14 protein-coding genes are annotated in these 16,189 nt (G+C 39.9%); 6 read left to right on the top strand and 8 right to left on the bottom strand.

The features are described from left to right. Positions 1-5: 5 nt before the first annotated feature. The 4 genes from HXT55_RS06095 to HXT55_RS06110 all read right to left on the bottom strand — a co-directional run bounded on the left by HXT55_RS06095 (position 6) and on the right by HXT55_RS06110 (position 5,267). Complete coding sequence (locus HXT55_RS06095) at positions 6-887, bottom strand: glycosyltransferase (RefSeq protein ID WP_421792729.1); 882 nt, start codon at positions 885-887, stop codon at positions 6-8. Between the two features lies 1 nt (position 888). Then, a complete protein-coding gene (locus HXT55_RS06100) occupies positions 889-1,986 on the bottom strand; it encodes an acyltransferase family protein (RefSeq protein WP_004575007.1) in 1,098 nt (365 codons plus the stop codon). Then, positions 1,979-3,892: a rhamnan synthesis F family protein gene (locus tag HXT55_RS06105; RefSeq protein WP_064623309.1), complete on the bottom strand. Its 1,914-nt coding sequence runs from the start codon at positions 3,890-3,892 to the stop codon at positions 1,979-1,981. Before HXT55_RS06105 ends, HXT55_RS06100 begins: the two co-directional genes overlap by 8 nt. A gap of 88 nt (positions 3,893-3,980) precedes the next feature. After that, positions 3,981-5,267 carry a glycosyltransferase family 2 protein gene (locus tag HXT55_RS06110; RefSeq protein ID WP_101892069.1) on the bottom strand — a complete coding sequence of 429 codons (1,287 nt, stop codon included), beginning with the start codon at positions 5,265-5,267 and terminating at the stop codon, positions 3,981-3,983. A gap of 163 nt (positions 5,268-5,430) precedes the next feature. Between HXT55_RS06110 and HXT55_RS06115 the strand changes: the two genes are divergently transcribed. Next, entirely contained in the window at positions 5,431-7,125 is a 1,695-nt protein-coding gene (locus HXT55_RS06115; protein ID WP_020760530.1) for a glucosyltransferase domain-containing protein, read from the top strand. 39 nt (positions 7,126-7,164) lie between these two features. On the opposite strand, the gene HXT55_RS06120 is transcribed toward HXT55_RS06115, so the two are convergent. Both HXT55_RS06120 and HXT55_RS06125 read right to left on the bottom strand, forming a co-directional pair. Continuing rightward, complete coding sequence (locus HXT55_RS06120; protein WP_004575000.1) at positions 7,165-8,136, bottom strand: glycosyltransferase; 972 nt, start codon at positions 8,134-8,136, stop codon at positions 7,165-7,167. A gap of 65 nt (positions 8,137-8,201) precedes the next feature. Next, entirely contained in the window at positions 8,202-9,044 is an 843-nt protein-coding gene (locus HXT55_RS06125; protein WP_004575020.1) for an NAD-dependent epimerase/dehydratase family protein, read from the bottom strand. Between the two features lie 303 nt (positions 9,045-9,347). Here HXT55_RS06125 and HXT55_RS06130 point away from each other — a divergent pair, with 303 nt between their 5' ends. The 5 genes from HXT55_RS06130 (at position 9,348) to rfbA (ending at position 14,582) form a co-directional block, all read left to right on the top strand. Further along, the gene (locus tag HXT55_RS06130; protein ID WP_004112141.1) at positions 9,348-10,211 is read left to right on the top strand and encodes an ABC transporter permease; all 864 of its coding nucleotides are present in this window, start codon (positions 9,348-9,350) and stop codon (positions 10,209-10,211) included. 152 nt (positions 10,212-10,363) lie between these two features. Beyond that, positions 10,364-11,035 carry an ABC transporter ATP-binding protein gene (locus HXT55_RS06135; RefSeq protein ID WP_373271522.1) on the top strand — a complete coding sequence of 224 codons (672 nt, stop codon included), beginning with the start codon at positions 10,364-10,366 and terminating at the stop codon, positions 11,033-11,035. Positions 11,036-11,092: 57 nt separating this feature from the next. After that, positions 11,093-12,127 carry a dTDP-glucose 4,6-dehydratase gene (gene rfbB, locus HXT55_RS06140; RefSeq protein ID WP_004112128.1) on the top strand — a complete coding sequence of 345 codons (1,035 nt, stop codon included), beginning with the start codon at positions 11,093-11,095 and terminating at the stop codon, positions 12,125-12,127. A 98-nt stretch (positions 12,128-12,225) separates the two neighbouring features. Next, positions 12,226-13,668, top strand: a complete 1,443-nt coding sequence (locus HXT55_RS06145; RefSeq protein WP_004112126.1) for a sugar nucleotide-binding protein — start codon at positions 12,226-12,228, stop codon at positions 13,666-13,668. A 14-nt stretch (positions 13,669-13,682) separates the two neighbouring features. Continuing rightward, positions 13,683-14,582 carry a glucose-1-phosphate thymidylyltransferase RfbA gene (gene rfbA / locus HXT55_RS06150; RefSeq protein ID WP_004112125.1) on the top strand — a complete coding sequence of 300 codons (900 nt, stop codon included), beginning with the start codon at positions 13,683-13,685 and terminating at the stop codon, positions 14,580-14,582. A 57-nt stretch (positions 14,583-14,639) separates the two neighbouring features. Here rfbA and HXT55_RS06155 read toward each other — a convergent pair whose 3' ends face one another. Both HXT55_RS06155 and rph read right to left on the bottom strand, forming a co-directional pair. Continuing rightward, positions 14,640-15,332, bottom strand: coding sequence for a non-canonical purine NTP pyrophosphatase (locus HXT55_RS06155; protein ID WP_004116970.1), 693 nt, complete (start codon positions 15,330-15,332; stop codon positions 14,640-14,642). A gap of 54 nt (positions 15,333-15,386) precedes the next feature. Further along, complete coding sequence (gene rph / locus HXT55_RS06160) at positions 15,387-16,151, bottom strand: ribonuclease PH (RefSeq protein WP_004112121.1); 765 nt, start codon at positions 16,149-16,151, stop codon at positions 15,387-15,389. Positions 16,152-16,189: the final 38 nt, after the last annotated feature.

The raw sequence follows: 16,189 nt of genomic DNA on the forward strand, positions 1-16,189 counted from the left end.
TCCTTTCAAACCGCGTTCTGTTCTGCTTTGCGCATTTGACGAATCTTTTGCTGCCCATCCTTAAATCCGCGTATCATCGCGCGAATTTTCGCAAATTTATTCTTTTCCCACAGCGCAACGAAAATCATATCTCGCACAACTGCACGCAACGACTTAGCATACGAGTATGTTCCCATTTTGTAATCCACTACTTGCATATTTCGCGCTATATAGTACTTGCGATTTGCATTGTGATTCCACACGATTGGGTGTTTTATAATCAAGTTTATTGAGCGCGCTTTGCCGATTTGGTGTTCCATTATAACGTTTTGGCACTCTACGATTTGCCAGCCAGCACGCGCAAGTCGCCTTGAAAAGTCGAAGTCTACTCCGTCGATTTCTAGCCATTCGTCAAATCCGCCGATTTTCTGCCACGCTTCTACGCTTGTTAAGCTTCCAGACGTTATGCATTCGTCTTCGTGGCATTTGCTGTGTAAAATCGTGCCGTCTAAACGGTTTTTTAGCAAAGAGCATACAATTGCGATTTTGGAATTTTTTGAATTTTTTTGATTTACAAGACTTCCCTGATTTTCCAGGATTTTCTTGTATTCGCTAATCATGTTGCTTGGCACAACAGAATCGTCGTTAAGCGTTAGAACCCAGTTGAAACCTTGCGATTTTGCCCATTCAAACACTTGCGTTAATGCTTTTGCAAAACCAATATTTTTACTGTTTTTAACTAAAGTCACGTTTGCGTATTTGCTTACAACTTCTTGCAAACTTTTAACATTTTTAGACGCATTGTCTACGATTATTACGCGCTCTACTTGATTGCATAGCGCTTCTAAACACGTGCTTACGTCTGTTAAAGTTGGATTATAGGTGATTATTCCAGAACAAATACGCATGTTAGTCCAAACTGCGATTCTTGCTGCCGATTTTCACCCAACATTTGCTCACAAAACCAACAATCAAGTTTGTAAAACGCTTGAGTATTACAGAAAGCACAAGAATCACCGCAAACTCTGCGATTAGCAATCCGTATGCTTGCCAGCGATTAAGCCACACTGGATATATTACTGTAAACACTTGCATTATTAACACATGGTGTACCAAAAAAATCGGGTACGAATATGCGGATATAAATTTTGTACACGCGCTTAATGGCTTAAAACTTTTAACAAGTTCACCAATATAAGAAAGCAGCAAAAATGCTAATATTCCTACAATCGTAACGGCAATATTTCCTTGTAAAACATGCGTTAATTGTTGCAATGCAAGAATCACAAAAGATACTGCAGCAAGCCAACAAGGCACTTTTTTAATAAACTTTACAAAAATCATGCCAAATACTAATTCTGGCAATCTTGTTGTTAAAAGAATATCAGACGGTACTCGCGGAATCTGGTAAAAAGTAAAGAACACAACTGTTGCAGCGTATAGAGCCAACACAACGCACACAGTTGTTATTGGCATTTTATTTACGCCAACTCTTAAAAGTGGAAACACTATGTAAAACAGTATTATGAACCCTAAGAACCATTCGCCTAGAACATAAAAAGTACCTACGCCGAATGCAGAAGCATAACCATCCATTCCAAAAAGCGAAAAAATTGCTGTTATTTTATGCCTTGGTACAAAAATATATCCATTATTGCGAATAAACAATAAAATATTCGCCACTATGAATGCTACCCAAAACATTGGGTATAGTGTTTTTGCGCGCTTTGTGTAGAATGTGCGCAAATCCAGGCTTTCTCTATCGCCATAGTTGTACATAAGAGCAGCGCCAGAAATAATCAAAAATAGCGATACTCCTAATCCACCAATGTAGATTCCAAACGGTCTATTTACGAAGAACCGCATTGGCTCCAAATATGGATTGTTAAAATGAGTTACAACAATCAAAATCGCAGCTATTGCGCGAATCCAATCCAAGTAGAAAAGTCGCGGTTTTTTTGCGCGCGTAAGTTTTGTCGCAGCTGTATTTACGCTTATATCACTCATCTTCTTTACCTTTACGACCAATGTGCACAATTCTTTGACCTATGTACAGTGTTTTATAGAAAACTCGCTTTGCAATACTCTTTAATACTCTTAAAGCAGCGTAACGGAATCGCTTTCCGCGCATTACTTCTCTACAAGTTTCTTCCAAATTGCGTTTAATCCATGGCGTGCTCACAGATTTTGATAGTTCTCGAACATCGAATTCTAGGTTAGTCATTTCTATTCGCGCAAAGTGATCCGAGAATATGTATGCGTCATAATATCCGTTGGATTGCGGCACATACCCGTATGCTCGCTCTATAAAGTGCAACAACGTTCCGTCTATTTTTAGCGGTTCTGCTGGAAAATCTTCGTAAGTCCACTTTCTATCCAATAGCCCACGCATAGCTTTTGTACGGAACCAAAACATTGTGCCAAGCGGAGCTATAGCGTCTTTGTTTTCGTCTAACGGAACGCTAACTCCTAACGTTTTTTCTAGGAATTTCTTTGTGCCTTCAAAGTTTGGACCCCAAGTGTATGTAAATCCTGGGAAGTAGTCCGCATGATTTGGCGGCGTTGGCATTGCCATTCCAAGTCGCGGATGCGTTTCAAACAGATTTATAACGTTTTGCACATACTCTTTACTTGCAAGAATATTTTCAAAACACTTGTAAGCAAATCCGTCGCCTATGCTTCGAGGCGATAATTGCGTGACTTTTTTATCGTGAGCAAAGCATACGTAATCGTACTTCATAAGATCTGCGCCGCCGCCCACTAAGAATGCGCTCACGTCTCTACCGCGATTTTCAATTAACCGCACGTCTACGTCATATGGAAGATGTTCCACACACTGTTTCACAATTTGCTGGTTTTCTTTCGATCCTACAGTTAAAATAACGTCACATCCTTGCGGCATAGACTGAATATAGTGCAAACTTTTATCTAGCAAATCCATGTAATACAAGTGCATACACAACGCGACTTTTGGCTTAGCCGTAGATGCTGATGTAGCTGTTGATGAGTTTTCTACAACATGATTTTGCGGCAAAATGTATCGCAAATGAAGATTCTTCATCAAATCTGCCATATTCATGCTTCGCAAAGCATTTTCCCAAATCAAATCCGTGTTGTAATCTGTGTGGTCTTTCAAATACTCGTATAAGTCTAATGCTTGGTTTCCAACAGATTGCGTAGAAACGTCGGAGTAGTCGTGGAAGAAAGACCTGCGCTTAAAAATCGGGCATCGCTTGTATTCCACAATCTGCCTTGCAGCATACGTTATTGGGCCATAAGAATAGCCTTCTAAATCACTCGTATCAACGTATACAGACCACTTGTATCCCTTATCTGCAAATCGCTTTGTAAATACTGATTCATGCAATCCAACAGACTCAAAGTAGCTGTTGATTGGTGGAAGATTGTTCCAATAATCCTGAAAATCTTTGGATTGAACAAAGCTTTCCCTGTATGCGTGAAAATGCGATTGAATATGCTCTGGCAAATATCCGTACGGACTGTATCCAAACGGATCTCCATTAACTTTATGGAACTTTGTTATGCCCCAAAAATCAAGGTCTTTTGCGTTCATAGCGTTAAACATTTCGCTAAACGGATAAACTGGACCCATAATCGTAGCGTTAAATAGCACTACTTCGTCAAACTTTTCCAACTCTGCCCAACCGTAAGAGTCCATTGCAGTTTTGTACGCCCACACGTCAAAACCCTTGTTTTCGCGCAAAATAAACTTGTTCGCGTAACCTTTAAGCATCGCTTTGCTTGACTCGTCGATTTTGCCATTAACTACAATCGCAAGCTCGTTAAAGAATGGTTTGAATCCGTCAAGCAGCGTAGACACATAATGGTCTGCGTGACCTTGCGCATCGTAGAAGAAGAAAATGCCCAAGCGCTTTGGATTTTCCAAAATCATGTTATCTCCTGATTTACCCTTAATTATCCTTGATTATTCTATTGTGTAATTTTGTATTTTGTTTAATCTCAAATTTATTTTTTAGACTTTATTTATCATTCTTTGATTTAGTTAAGTTTTTAACAATATTTTTTATCTTTTTTGCAAAACGCTTATACACTGGCATTGCATCGTAACGTTTTTGCGCTTCAATTTGCAAACGTTTCTGTTCTTCTTCATATTTTTGCTGATGAACCTGCATAATATGCAAAGACATTAAGTCTACTTGCTTATCGTAAGTTGTGTTTTGTTTGTCTTTAAAACTATCTGGTTTAATATTTCTATAAACGTTAAGAAGAACATCACACACTGAACCGTGTTTTATTATGCAATCGCTTTCTACAACTTGATTCATAAGGTCTACAAGCTTTTCTAGCACAATTGAGCACGCGCGTTCTAATCCCCATGTTTCAATAACAGCGTTTATGGCTTCTTGAAAATCCTCGACTTTTAGTCTTGTAAAGAACTCATCTTTTACTATTTTTAATCCACGATTATCAAACCAGCGTGAGGCTTCTTCAATGGTTTGCTTGCGACTTTTCATCGAAGGCTCTTTAGCAAAATCATTAGCAAAATCGTAAACAGCGCTTACAACATCTTTAACACTTCGTTGTTCTACAGTAAATTTTTCAACGCTTATCTTAGATCTTCCAGAAATTCCTCTGCCAATATGGTATTTAAGCGCGCGAAACGCTGTTAAGTCTTTTAAAGTTTGAGCAAAGGCTGCAATAGCGAAATATTCGTAAGCATCTTCTGCTTTAGAAAGTCGTGTTGAAACTGTTTTTTTAAACGAATCTCGAACTAAGTCACCTTTAAAAAGCGCTGTTATAACATTCCAAGGTGTCCAATGCGGAAAATCACTAGAAAACGTTGATTTAATAATATTATCGCCAGTTTGATCACCATTATTTTGCGCATACATTTGATCGTAGCTGTATGCAAAATCTTCATCTGATTTGCCTTCTGGGTGAATAGAAACACCAAAATGCAATATATCTGCAGGATTATTAGTAACGTATGAGTAGAGAACTTCGCAAGCTTTAAGATCAATCTCATCATCTGCGTCAACAAAAAGAACGTAATCACCGCTAGTCGACTGAACACCAGTTTTACGCGCAACATGCCTACCGCAATTATGATCTTTAGCAATAATTTTTACTCTAGAATCTTTATGCTCATAATCGCGCAAAATTTGCAAAGTATTATCTGTACTAGCGTCGTCAACAACAATAATCTCAATGTTTTTAAAAGTTTGATTAACAAGTGAATCCATGCACTGCTTAATATACGGCTCCTTGTTGTACGCAGGAACCACCACGGAAATTGCAGGATTCATAAATCGTCTCCATTGCACACTAATCGGTAAAATAGCACAAATCATATCTATTGTACTACTAAACACAATCAGTTTTTAGATTGTTGTCACGCATTAAAATCTTATAGTATATTTTTTAGTGACAAGTAGCACATGCATGTCAAACACATAGAAGGGTTGTAGTATGAATCAAGCAGACTCTAGTTGTATTAAAGAATTAAACACTAATCAACTACAAGATTCAGCTACACTTGCAAAATGCGGCAAAAAAAGCAACTCAACTAGCACAACTAGAGCAATTATAGAAAAAACGTATTCCTTTAAAGACTTCATTGATTTTTGCAAATCTAATGTTGCAGAACTTGCAATAAGCGCGATTTTTTTGATTATTGCATACGGTCAAAAAGCTTTTTCTAACACTTTTTCTATAGACACAGAAGAAATGATCTCTAGATCTAAGGCTCTTTACAATTCTTGGATTCGCCTAGAACGCTTCGGCTTGCTGGCTTTTAAGTACGTTACAGGAAGATACTGGTATAACAATTCATTAGCTGGAATCTTAATGATTCTTGCGCTTTTTGCTTCCGCAACAACATGGGCATACTTGTTTAGCAAAGCGCACAATTTGGGCGCAAAATTCCACCCAGCTTTATTTATGATTCCTTTTATAAGCGCTCCTATTCTTGCAGAAATGCTTGGATTCTTGCTTATGGGAGATGACGTAGCTTGTGCGCTAATGTTTGTTAGCATGTCGCTTATGTGTGCGCATAACGCGTACCAAAATCGTAAAGAACTTAAAACTCTTTTAGCATACGCATTAATGGCACTTATTTTTGCGATTTTTGGTTTTACTCTCTACTTAGCAATGACTACTGTTTTTATTGCTGGAACAGCCATGATTGCACTAATAATTAAGGGCGACTATGCATGCAAATTCAAGAACATAGTAAGCTACGTTTTTACGTATATTTGCGTGTTTATAGCAAGCTATGCATGCTATGTGATTTTGAATAAAATTGTTATCGCTACCAACCACACCTTCACGGATCCGTACATTAAAGAACAAATGCGTTGGGGTAAAGACCCTATAGCAAAAATCATTTATGCTATACTTTCACGTGCAATAAACATGTATCTAGGAAGAACAATATTCCATAGCGTATTTATAACAATTGCATTAATCGCTTTAGTGTTATTAACTATTGTTCAAGTGATTCGTAAAGAGCTTAACGCTTTTACTATTATTTTTGCTATTGCTATAGCTGCAAGCCCCATGATGATGAGCGTAATACTTGGCACATCTGGAATAGCGCGAACGGAACTAACATACCCGCTTGCTGGCGCTTTTGCATGCATGTATTTGTTACATTACATTATGCAATTTAGTAAAAAGACTTTAACAACGATTATTGCATGCATTCTTCTTGCAATTATTGGATTAAGTCAGTCGTTTACAGTAAATCGCTTGTATTACACGGAATACATGACTTATAACCAAGACTATTACATTGCTCAAGATGTTGCTAGAAGAATAGAAGTACTACAAGCAAATCATAAAAATCCTCTTAAAGTAATATTCGTTGGCAATCACATAGCAGACTACAATCCTAGTGAATTTAAGTCAAATCAGCTTGAACTTATTGGACGATCAATGTTTGAGATTGGATTCTCAACTCTTCACGGCACATGGGTAAAAACTGGTTTCATACGCTCAACTACTGGATTTAAAATGAAAAATCCTGTATTAGAATCCGTTTATATAAACGCAGAAAAGGCCGCACAAAATCTGCCTTCTTGGCCTTCGGATAAATGCACTACTGTTTTAGATAACAAGTATATAGTCGTAAAATTCTCTGAACCAATGCAAAATAAGCACTAAGTAGTAGTTAAGAATTTAGATACCTAAATATATAAATATCTAAATAGTAGTTTCAATCTCGTAACGTGGGCGATGCTTAGATTCCATGTAAATCTTTCCAATATATTCGCCCACAATGCCGATTGAAAGCATAATCAATCCACCAATAAACCACATTGAGAACATAACAGAGCCCCAGCCAGCAACTGCTTTTCCTTGCACAACAGAAGCTATTACATAAACAAATACGCATAGTGAAACTAAAATAGACGCGAATCCTGCAAATGTTACAAAACTCAAAGGCTTAGTAGAAAAAGATGTAATGCCATCTATAGCAAACGAAATCATCTTTTTAAGCGGATACTTAGACACACCAGCTTTGCGCTTACCACGCACATACTCAACTTTTGTTGACTTAAAGCCAATAGATGGCACTATACCACGCAAGAAAAGATTAACTTCTTTATATTCCAAAAGAGCCTTCAACGCACTCTTGCCCATAAGTCTATAATCGGCATGATTCGGAACTGTTTCTGCGCCCATCCATCTGAAAACACTGTAAAAAGCTAATGCAGTGTTGCGCTTAAACCACGTGTCTGTTTCTCTAGACGAGCGAACGCCATACACAACCTCGTAGCCTTCCACATATTTTGCAATAAATTGATCAACAACATCAACATCGTCTTGCAAATCGGCGTCCATGGAAATTGCAGCATCGCAACCCGATTTATATGCTGTAGTTAAGCCAGCAAGCAAAGCATTTTGATGTCCACGATTATGCGCAAGCTTTACACCGCCAAAAAGCGAAGGATTCGACTGGTGTAAATCGCAAATAATATTCCAAGTCGAATCTCTAGAACCATCATCCACAAAAAGAATACGGCTATAATCCGAAATAATCTTATTTTCAATAAGAAAAGTAACTTTGCTTAAAATAATACTAGAAGTCTGCGAAAGAACAGGCTCCTCGTTGTAGCAAGGAAGAACAAAATATATGCATGGGCACTTGCTGTTTTGCAATGTTTCACGCAATGTTAATCCTTTCTAAAAACCATAATTTAGCATTAAAAATCCAGAAAAGTTACGATTTGCAATAACTATTTTAGAAAATCACTCATAATCTTTTGGATTTTGCTATTATCTCCCCAAACTGCTGGAGAATCGTAAGGCCTATCTGGGAATGCGCCATACTCAAGCGAAATATCAAGATTATTCTCGCGAATGTAACGTTCAACGCGGTCTGCAAGCGAAACAGGCTCCCCCGTGCAGCAATTAATTACGCCATTTACTTTATCTTGTAAAACGGTTGCAGCAATTTGCTTAGCTAACACGTCTACATTAATAAAGTCGTATTTGTTTTTGCCAGTAGTAAACGGAAAAGTCTTCTTTCCTTCTTGAGCAGCTTGAAGAAGCTTAGAGAAAATAGAGTTTCCACGAGCGTCGTCGCCAACAATGTAGTATGCGCGAATCCATTGAACAGTTGCATCATACTCTTTACCTAAAAGCAAAGTAGCTTCGCGCAAAGCATTCTTAGAAATGCCATACATGGAAGCTGGCTTGCAAGGCGTGTTCTCGTCAATAGCACCCTCCCAGTAGCCAACTTCGTGCATAGAACCCATAACAGCAATCTGTTTTAAGCCACCTTGAAGCATAAGACGAATAAAGCGGTAATGGTTCGATAAATCTTCCATATGCGTGTCTGCAGCATGCTTAAAACCGTTGCGCCAAGCCATGTGCAAGCAAACGTCTGGAGACCCAAGCTTTGCAAACAAATCAGCATCATCGCTAAAAATATTCGCTTCAATACGCGTTGCGCGCTCATCAACACCATCTAAACGCAAGTCGGAAGCAATTACGCTAGCGCCTGCATCTAAAAGAGCTTTAACAACGTGACGACCAATATACCCACCAGCACCAGTAACAAGAATTCGCTTACTCATAATTTTTCAGTTTAGCAGCGTATAAAAACTTTCAAACATGCCAAAATAAATAGAACAATATAAGCACAAAATAATCACATAAAAATCACAAAATAATCACAAAATAATCACATTAACAACTAATCTAAAAGCTAAAATTATTACATATAATGATGAACATAATATCTCGCATAATACTGCTCACAATACTGCGCATAATTTAACCAAATATTTAGCCAAATATTGAATCAAATCAATCCCCAAATGTAAACTTAACAAAGTTATATGTGCATACACACTGCAAATTTTGCAAGAAAGGCAGCGATGACAACAAAGTCTGACGCCATCTATCACCCTGGTAGAAGCAAAGGTTTGATAGACATTCCAAGGTACCTTTATTTGCTTGACTTACTTGTAAAAAAAGAAGTACGAATAAGATATCGCGGTTCGTGGCTCGGTATGGCTTGGACGTACGTAAAGCCAATAACGCAATTTGTAGTGTTCTACGTTGCAATGGGAATTTTCTTAGGACTTGGCCGCGGAGGCGGAATTCAAGCCTACCCACTGTACCTTTTTAGTGGAATTATAGTAACAAACTTTTTTGTAGAAGCATTCTCTAATTGCACAAGATCAATACTTTCTAATGCTGGCTTAATACAAAAAATCTATCTTCCTAGAGAACTATTCCCACTTGCATCGCTACGAGTTGCTTTTGTGCACTTTTTCCCACAAGTAATCGTGCTTATAATCGGAGCTTTATGCATGGGGTGGATTCCAGATTTTGCAGGCGTAATAGTGGCAATAATCGGATTTATTAGCGTGTGTACGTTTGCGTTTGGTCTTGGATTATTCTTTGGAGCAATAAACGTTTTTTACAGAGATGCAGAAAATATTACAGACTTAGTAGCAATGGTTGCCGTATGGCTTGCGCCGTGCTTCTACACATGGCAAATGGTTGCAGCCCACGCACCACGATGGGTTTTAGAGATGTATTATGCAAATCCTATTGCAATAAGCGTTGAAGCATTCCACCGCGGATTCTGGCTAAATGCCACAGATCGCACTTTCCAATTTGCAGGAGCTTGGTCTTTAAGACTTTGCGAAAGCCTTGTAGTCGCATTTGCTGTACTACTTATTGGCGAAGTTACATTTAGACATCTTGAAGGCAAGTTTGCTCAAGAAATTTAAGCTTACTAAGATTTTGTGGATTTTACTTTTAAGAGCAGCAGGAGTTATATATGAATAAGCCTTATAACACACTTCCAGAAGACGTTGTGTTAAGCGTTTCCAACGTTACTAAACGATTCTCGCTGCGAGCAAATCATTCGATTAAAGAGTCGATTGTAAACTTGCTAACACCGCCGTCTAAAAAGCACGAGACACAAAACTTTACAGCTTTAAGCAATGTTAGTTTTACTATTAAACGCGGCGAAACTGTTGGACTAATAGGCATGAATGGATCTGGAAAATCTACTATGCTTAAAATGCTTTCTGGAGTTATGCAACCAGACGAAGGCGAAGTTTGTGCGCGCGGAAGAATCGCAGGACTAATCGAAGTTGGAGCAGGATTTGCTGCCGACTTAACTGGTCGCGAAAACGTGTATCTTAACGGCGCAATTCTTGGAATGACAAAAGAAGAAATAGACGATAAATACCAATCAATAGTAGACTTTAGCGAAATAGAGCCTTTTATGGATACAGAAGTTAAGTTCTACTCTTCTGGAATGTTCTTACGATTGGCGTTTTCTGTAGCAGCGCACAGCGATCCAGACATATTCTTAATCGACGAAATTCTTGCAGTTGGAGATGAAGCTTTCCAACACAAGTGCATTACTAGGCTTAAAGAGCAGCAAAAACGAGGGCAAACAATGGTAATTGTTTCGCACAGCGAAGATCAAATTAAGCAACTTTGTTCTCGCTGCATAGTGCTGTCTCATTCACACATGATTTACGACGGTCAAGCCGAGCCAGCATTTAACGCAATGCGAGAAAGCTTAAACAATAAAGCATAAACAACAATCTTAAACAATAATCAAAACTAAAAAGCAAAAGGCATATAAGAGGATATTATGGAAAACATGAGTAACACAACAAACTTTGAGCCAAAAAACATAATTGTAACTGGCGGATGCGGCTTTATTGGGTCTAATTTTGTGCACTACGTAGTGAACAATCACCCAGAAACGCACGTAACGGTACTAGACGCGTTAACGTACGCCGGAAATATTGAAAACATTGCAGGATTGCCAGAAGATAGAGTTGACTTTGTTCACGGCAATATTTGCGATGCAGAGCTTTTAGATAAGCTCGTTCCAGGGCACGACGCAATTGTGCACTACGCTGCAGAATCACACAACGACAACAGCATTGCAAACCCAGAACCATTCCTTAAAACCAATGTTGAAGGAACTTTTAGACTACTCGAAGCAGTTAGAAAATACGGGATTCGATACCACCACATCTCTACCGATGAAGTGTACGGAGATTTGGCATTAGACGACCCAGCTAAATTTACAGAAGAGACGCCATACCACCCATCCAGCCCATACAGCTCCACAAAAGCAGCAAGCGATATGTTGGTACGCGCATGGACTCGCACATACGGTTTGCACACAACAATCAGCAATTGCTCAAACAACTATGGACCATATCAGCATGTTGAAAAGTTTATTCCGCGCCAAATCACAAATATTTTAGAAGGCATTAAGCCAAAGTTGTATGGTCAAGGCTTAAACGTTCGAGATTGGATTCACACAGAAGACCACAGCAGTGCTGTTTGGACAATCCTCACAAAGGGAGAGCTTGGAAACACGTACTTGATTGGTGCAAATGGCGAGAAAAACAATATAACAGTTTTGCGCATGATTCTTGAAATGATGGGCAAAGATGCAGACGACTTTGACCTTGTAAAAGATCGCCCAGGCCACGACCGCCGCTACGCGATTGACAGCACAAAGCTACAAACACAGCTTGGATGGAAACCAAAGCACACAGACTTTACAACAGGCTTAGAGCAAACAATCAAATGGTACACGGAAAATCGCGCATGGTGGGAAGGCGCTAAAAGCGCGACTGAAGCAAAGTACAAAGCTCAAGGGCAGTGAATCGCCTAAAAGTCAAGTCTGCTTGTATACAAATTGTATGCAAATCTAGCCAAAAATAGTCATAAATCTAATCAAAAATAAAGAATTTGTAGGATGCTATGGAATTTGAAAAAGAACTAAGCGTTACAAAAACCAATATTCCAGGTTTAATCGTATTTGATCTTCCAGTACACGGAGATAACCGCGGATGGTTCAAAGAAAACTGGCAGCGCGCAAAAATGACGGCTCTAGGTCTCCCCGACTTTGGACCCGTACAAAACAACATTTCGTTCAACGAAAAACGCGGAGTAACCAGAGGCATCCACGCAGAGCCATGGGATAAATACATAAGCATTGCTACTGGCGAAGTATTTGGCGCATGGGTGGATTTAAGACCAGGTAAAAGCTTCGGTCAAGTGTACACAACCACACTAAACCCTAGCAAAGCAATCTACGTTCCTAGAGGCGTAGGAAACAGCTTCCAAGCTTTGCAAGATGGCACGGCATACACTTATTTAGTAAACGCACATTGGTCACTAGAGCAAAAGAAAACATACACTTTTGTAAACCTTGCAGACCCAGATTTACACATTAATTGGCCAATACCTTTAGAAGAATCCGAGCGCAGCGAAGCTGACTTACACCACCCAATGCTAAAAAACGCAAAGCCAATGGCACCAAAACGCACTCTTGTAACTGGATGCAACGGTCAACTTGGTCGCGCAATACAAAATTATGCTAAAGAGAATAATTTAGAAGGATTTGAGTACGTAGACTTAGATAGCTTCGATATAGCAAATAAAGACGATTACAGCCGCTACGACTGGGATTTGTACGGAACGATTATTAACACAGCAGCATACACGTCTGTAGATGGCGCGCAAACGCTACAAGGGCGAAGAGCCGCGTGGAATAGCAACGTTAAAGGAGTGGCAAATCTTGCAAAAATAGCGCAAGAACACCACATTACTCTTGTGCACATCTCAAGCGACTATGTTTTCGACGGCACTCAAGAAAATCACAAAGAAAACGAAGACTTTGCACCACTAGGCGTGTACGGCGAAACAAAAGCTGCAGCAGATTCTCTAGTAGCAAACGTTCCACAGCATTATATTATTCGCTCAAGCTGGATTGTCGGAGAAGGACGAAACTTTGTAACGCGCATGATTGACTTTGCAAACCGTTTAAAAAATGGCGAATCTGTTAGTGTTCAAGCGCCAATAGATCAAACTGGCAGACTCACTTTTGCAAGCGACTTAGTAAAAGGCATGTTCCATCTTCTAAACACTCAAGCACAATACGGAACATACAATCTTACAGGTTCAGGAAAAATCGCGTCTTGGCACGATATTGCTCAAAAAGTGTTTACACAACTTAATGTAGACACAAGCAAAATCGAAGCAAATCGCGTAGACGATTACACGCGCATATCTAATGGCTCTCCTAGACCACACAAGTGCGCACTTGACTTGCAAAAAATCGAGTCCGCTGGATTTACGCCATGCGATTGGGAAGATTTGCTTGAGTCTTACGTAAATAGAATTGAACAAAACAACAAGTAAAGGATGTTTCAAAGATGAAAGGCATTATTCTTGCTGGCGGTTCTGGCACACGCCTATACCCACTTACTACAGTAACGTCTAAGCAGCTTTTGCCAGTTTACGATAAGCCAATGGTGTATTACCCTCTTAGCGTGCTTATGATGGCTGGAATCCGAGATATTCTTGTGATTTCTACTCCTCAAGACTTGCCGAATTTTGAAAGGCTACTTGGAAGCGGAGAACAATTTGGAATCAACTTATCTTACAAAGTTCAGCCATCGCCAGACGGTCTTGCTCAAGCATTTATACTCGGAGAAGAGTTTATAAATGGCGATTCTTGCGCGCTCGTGCTTGGAGACAATATATTCTACGGAAATGGCCTGGGAGCTATTTTAAAGCACGCTGCACGCGTAGAACACGGTGCTACAGTATTCGGCTACTACGTAGACGACCCAGAAAGATACGGCGTTGTGGAATTTGATGAAAATCACAAAGCCGTTAGCATAGTAGAAAAACCAGAACACCCAGCATCGAACTATGCTGTTACAGGATTATACTTCTACGATTCCAGAGTTACAGAGTTTGCAAAACAAGTTAAGCCAAGCGCACGCGGCGAGCTTGAGATTACGGACCTTAACAAAATGTACTTAGAAAATGGCTCACTAAACGTTATGACTCTTGGTCGCGGATACGCGTGGCTAGACACTGGCACAATGGACTCGCTTTACGAAGCTGGCGAATTTGTGCGCACAATAGAGCGAGCGCAGGGACTGCCAATCGCAGTGCTTGAGGAGATTGCGTACGAGAATCAATGGATTAGTCGCGAGCGTTTGCTTGAGTCTGCAGAAAAATATGGTAAAAGCAATTATGGCAAGCATTTAAAGCAGGTTGCTGAAAATCGCATTATCATATCTAAAGATTTGTTCACAGATTAAAAATCGCAAATCCAATTTTACAAATCAGATAGTTTACTTCTGGTTTGCTTAGTTTATTTACTTAGTTTGCCCAAGGAACATAGCTTTTAACTCTGGCAAAAGCGCTCGTAACGCACTGCCCCTGTGTGAAATGGCGTTCTTCTCTTCTTGACTAAGCTGAGCACTTGTCAAATCCTGCATTTGAATGCCATTTCTAACAGGCTGATTATCTGGTACAAAAAGCGGATCGTAACCAAAACCATTCTCTCCGCGTGGAACTCTAATCAGTCTACCAACCATTTCTCCAACGCGAACAGTTTCAAAACCATTTGTTTTCCACATACTGTTTTCAAGTTCTGTTTCACCACAACCCTTAGGAATAGCTAAAGCTGCAGCACAGCGGAATCGTGCTGTTCTACACTGATCTGGAATGTCTTCAAGCTGTTTAAGCAAAAGCTCATTATTCGCCTTATCATCTCCATGAACACCGCTCCAACGCGCAGACAATATTCCTGGAGCAGCTCCGAGAACATCTACAATCAAACCTGAATCATCTGCTATTGCAGGCAAACCAGTTCTTAAAGAAACATCTCTAGCTTTGATTAACGCATTTTGCTCAAAAGTCACGCCTGTTTCTACTGGATCTGGAAGCCCCAAAGAGCCAGCAGTAACAAGCTCAATATGCTCCGACATTTCCACAAACTCTTCGTTAAGAATCCGCTTAATTTCAACGAGTTTACCCTCATTATGCGTTGCCACAACAAGTTTCACGCTCGCCACTCCTTAGTAATTTATCGAATAAACAGATATAGATATAAACTTTATTTAATTTTGACTTAAAGCAGCGCGCTGAGCAGCCTGAAGCTCACGATTACCTTTAGCTGCCAAATCAAGCAAAACATTAAGCTCATCGCGATTAAACGGGCGATGTTCCGCAGTGCCTTGAATCTCAATAAAATTGCCAGAACCAGTCATAGCAACATTCATATCTGTCATTGCTTGACTATCTTCTACATACGGCAAATCAAGCATTGGAGTGCCATTAATCACGCCTACAGAAACAGCAGAAACAGAGTCTTTAAGAACGTTTTTAGCACTACGAATATGCTTGTGCTTTTCTGCCCAATTTAGCGCATCTACAAGAGCAACATATGCGCCCGTAATCGAAGCTGTACGCGTGCCGCCATCTGCTTGAAGAACATCGCAATCAATTTGAATCAAACACTCGCCCATTGCCTTCATATCTATAACACCTCTAAGGCAGCGACCAATAAGGCGACTAATCTCGTGCGTGCGGCCGCCGATTTTGCCCTTAACAGACTCGCGATCAGTGCGCTCGGCAGTGGCTCTTGGAAGCATTGAGTATTCGGCTGTAACCCAACCTAAACCAGTGTCTCGTCTCCAACGCGGAACTCCAATAGTAAAAGTGGCAGTGCACATAACGCGCGTGTTACCACACTCGATTAAAACGGAGCCTTCTGGCACGTTTGTAAAATTGCGCGTGATTTTTACTGGTCGCAACTCGTCTACATCTCTGCCATCAAAGCGAATAGGTTTTACAGATTCCAACATATCCTTAATTTGAGCCATAATTCAACAATCTAGCACGCGGCATTAACTAGCATGCA

Source organism: Gardnerella sp. KA00718, from assembly GCF_049244285.1.
GTDB lineage: Bacteria > Actinomycetota > Actinomycetes > Actinomycetales > Bifidobacteriaceae > Bifidobacterium > Bifidobacterium vaginale.

Coding starts and splice junctions, on each gene's coding strand:
- HXT55_RS06095 (WP_421792729.1), bottom strand. CDS start 887: ATGCGTATTTGTTCTGGAATAATCACCTATAATCCAACTTTAACAGAC.
- HXT55_RS06100 (WP_004575007.1), bottom strand. CDS start 1,986: ATGAGTGATATAAGCGTAAATACAGCTGCGACAAAACTTACGCGCGCA.
- HXT55_RS06105 (WP_064623309.1), bottom strand. CDS start 3,892: ATGATTTTGGAAAATCCAAAGCGCTTGGGCATTTTCTTCTTCTACGAT.
- HXT55_RS06110 (WP_101892069.1), bottom strand. CDS start 5,267: ATGAATCCTGCAATTTCCGTGGTGGTTCCTGCGTACAACAAGGAGCCG.
- HXT55_RS06115 (WP_020760530.1), top strand. CDS start 5,431: ATGAATCAAGCAGACTCTAGTTGTATTAAAGAATTAAACACTAATCAA.
- HXT55_RS06125 (WP_004575020.1), bottom strand. CDS start 9,044: ATGAGTAAGCGAATTCTTGTTACTGGTGCTGGTGGGTATATTGGTCGT.
- HXT55_RS06130 (WP_004112141.1), top strand. CDS start 9,348: ATGACAACAAAGTCTGACGCCATCTATCACCCTGGTAGAAGCAAAGGT.
- rfbB (WP_004112128.1), top strand. CDS start 11,093: ATGGAAAACATGAGTAACACAACAAACTTTGAGCCAAAAAACATAATT.
- HXT55_RS06145 (WP_004112126.1), top strand. CDS start 12,226: ATGGAATTTGAAAAAGAACTAAGCGTTACAAAAACCAATATTCCAGGT.
- rfbA (WP_004112125.1), top strand. CDS start 13,683: ATGAAAGGCATTATTCTTGCTGGCGGTTCTGGCACACGCCTATACCCA.
- rph (WP_004112121.1), bottom strand. CDS start 16,151: ATGGCTCAAATTAAGGATATGTTGGAATCTGTAAAACCTATTCGCTTT.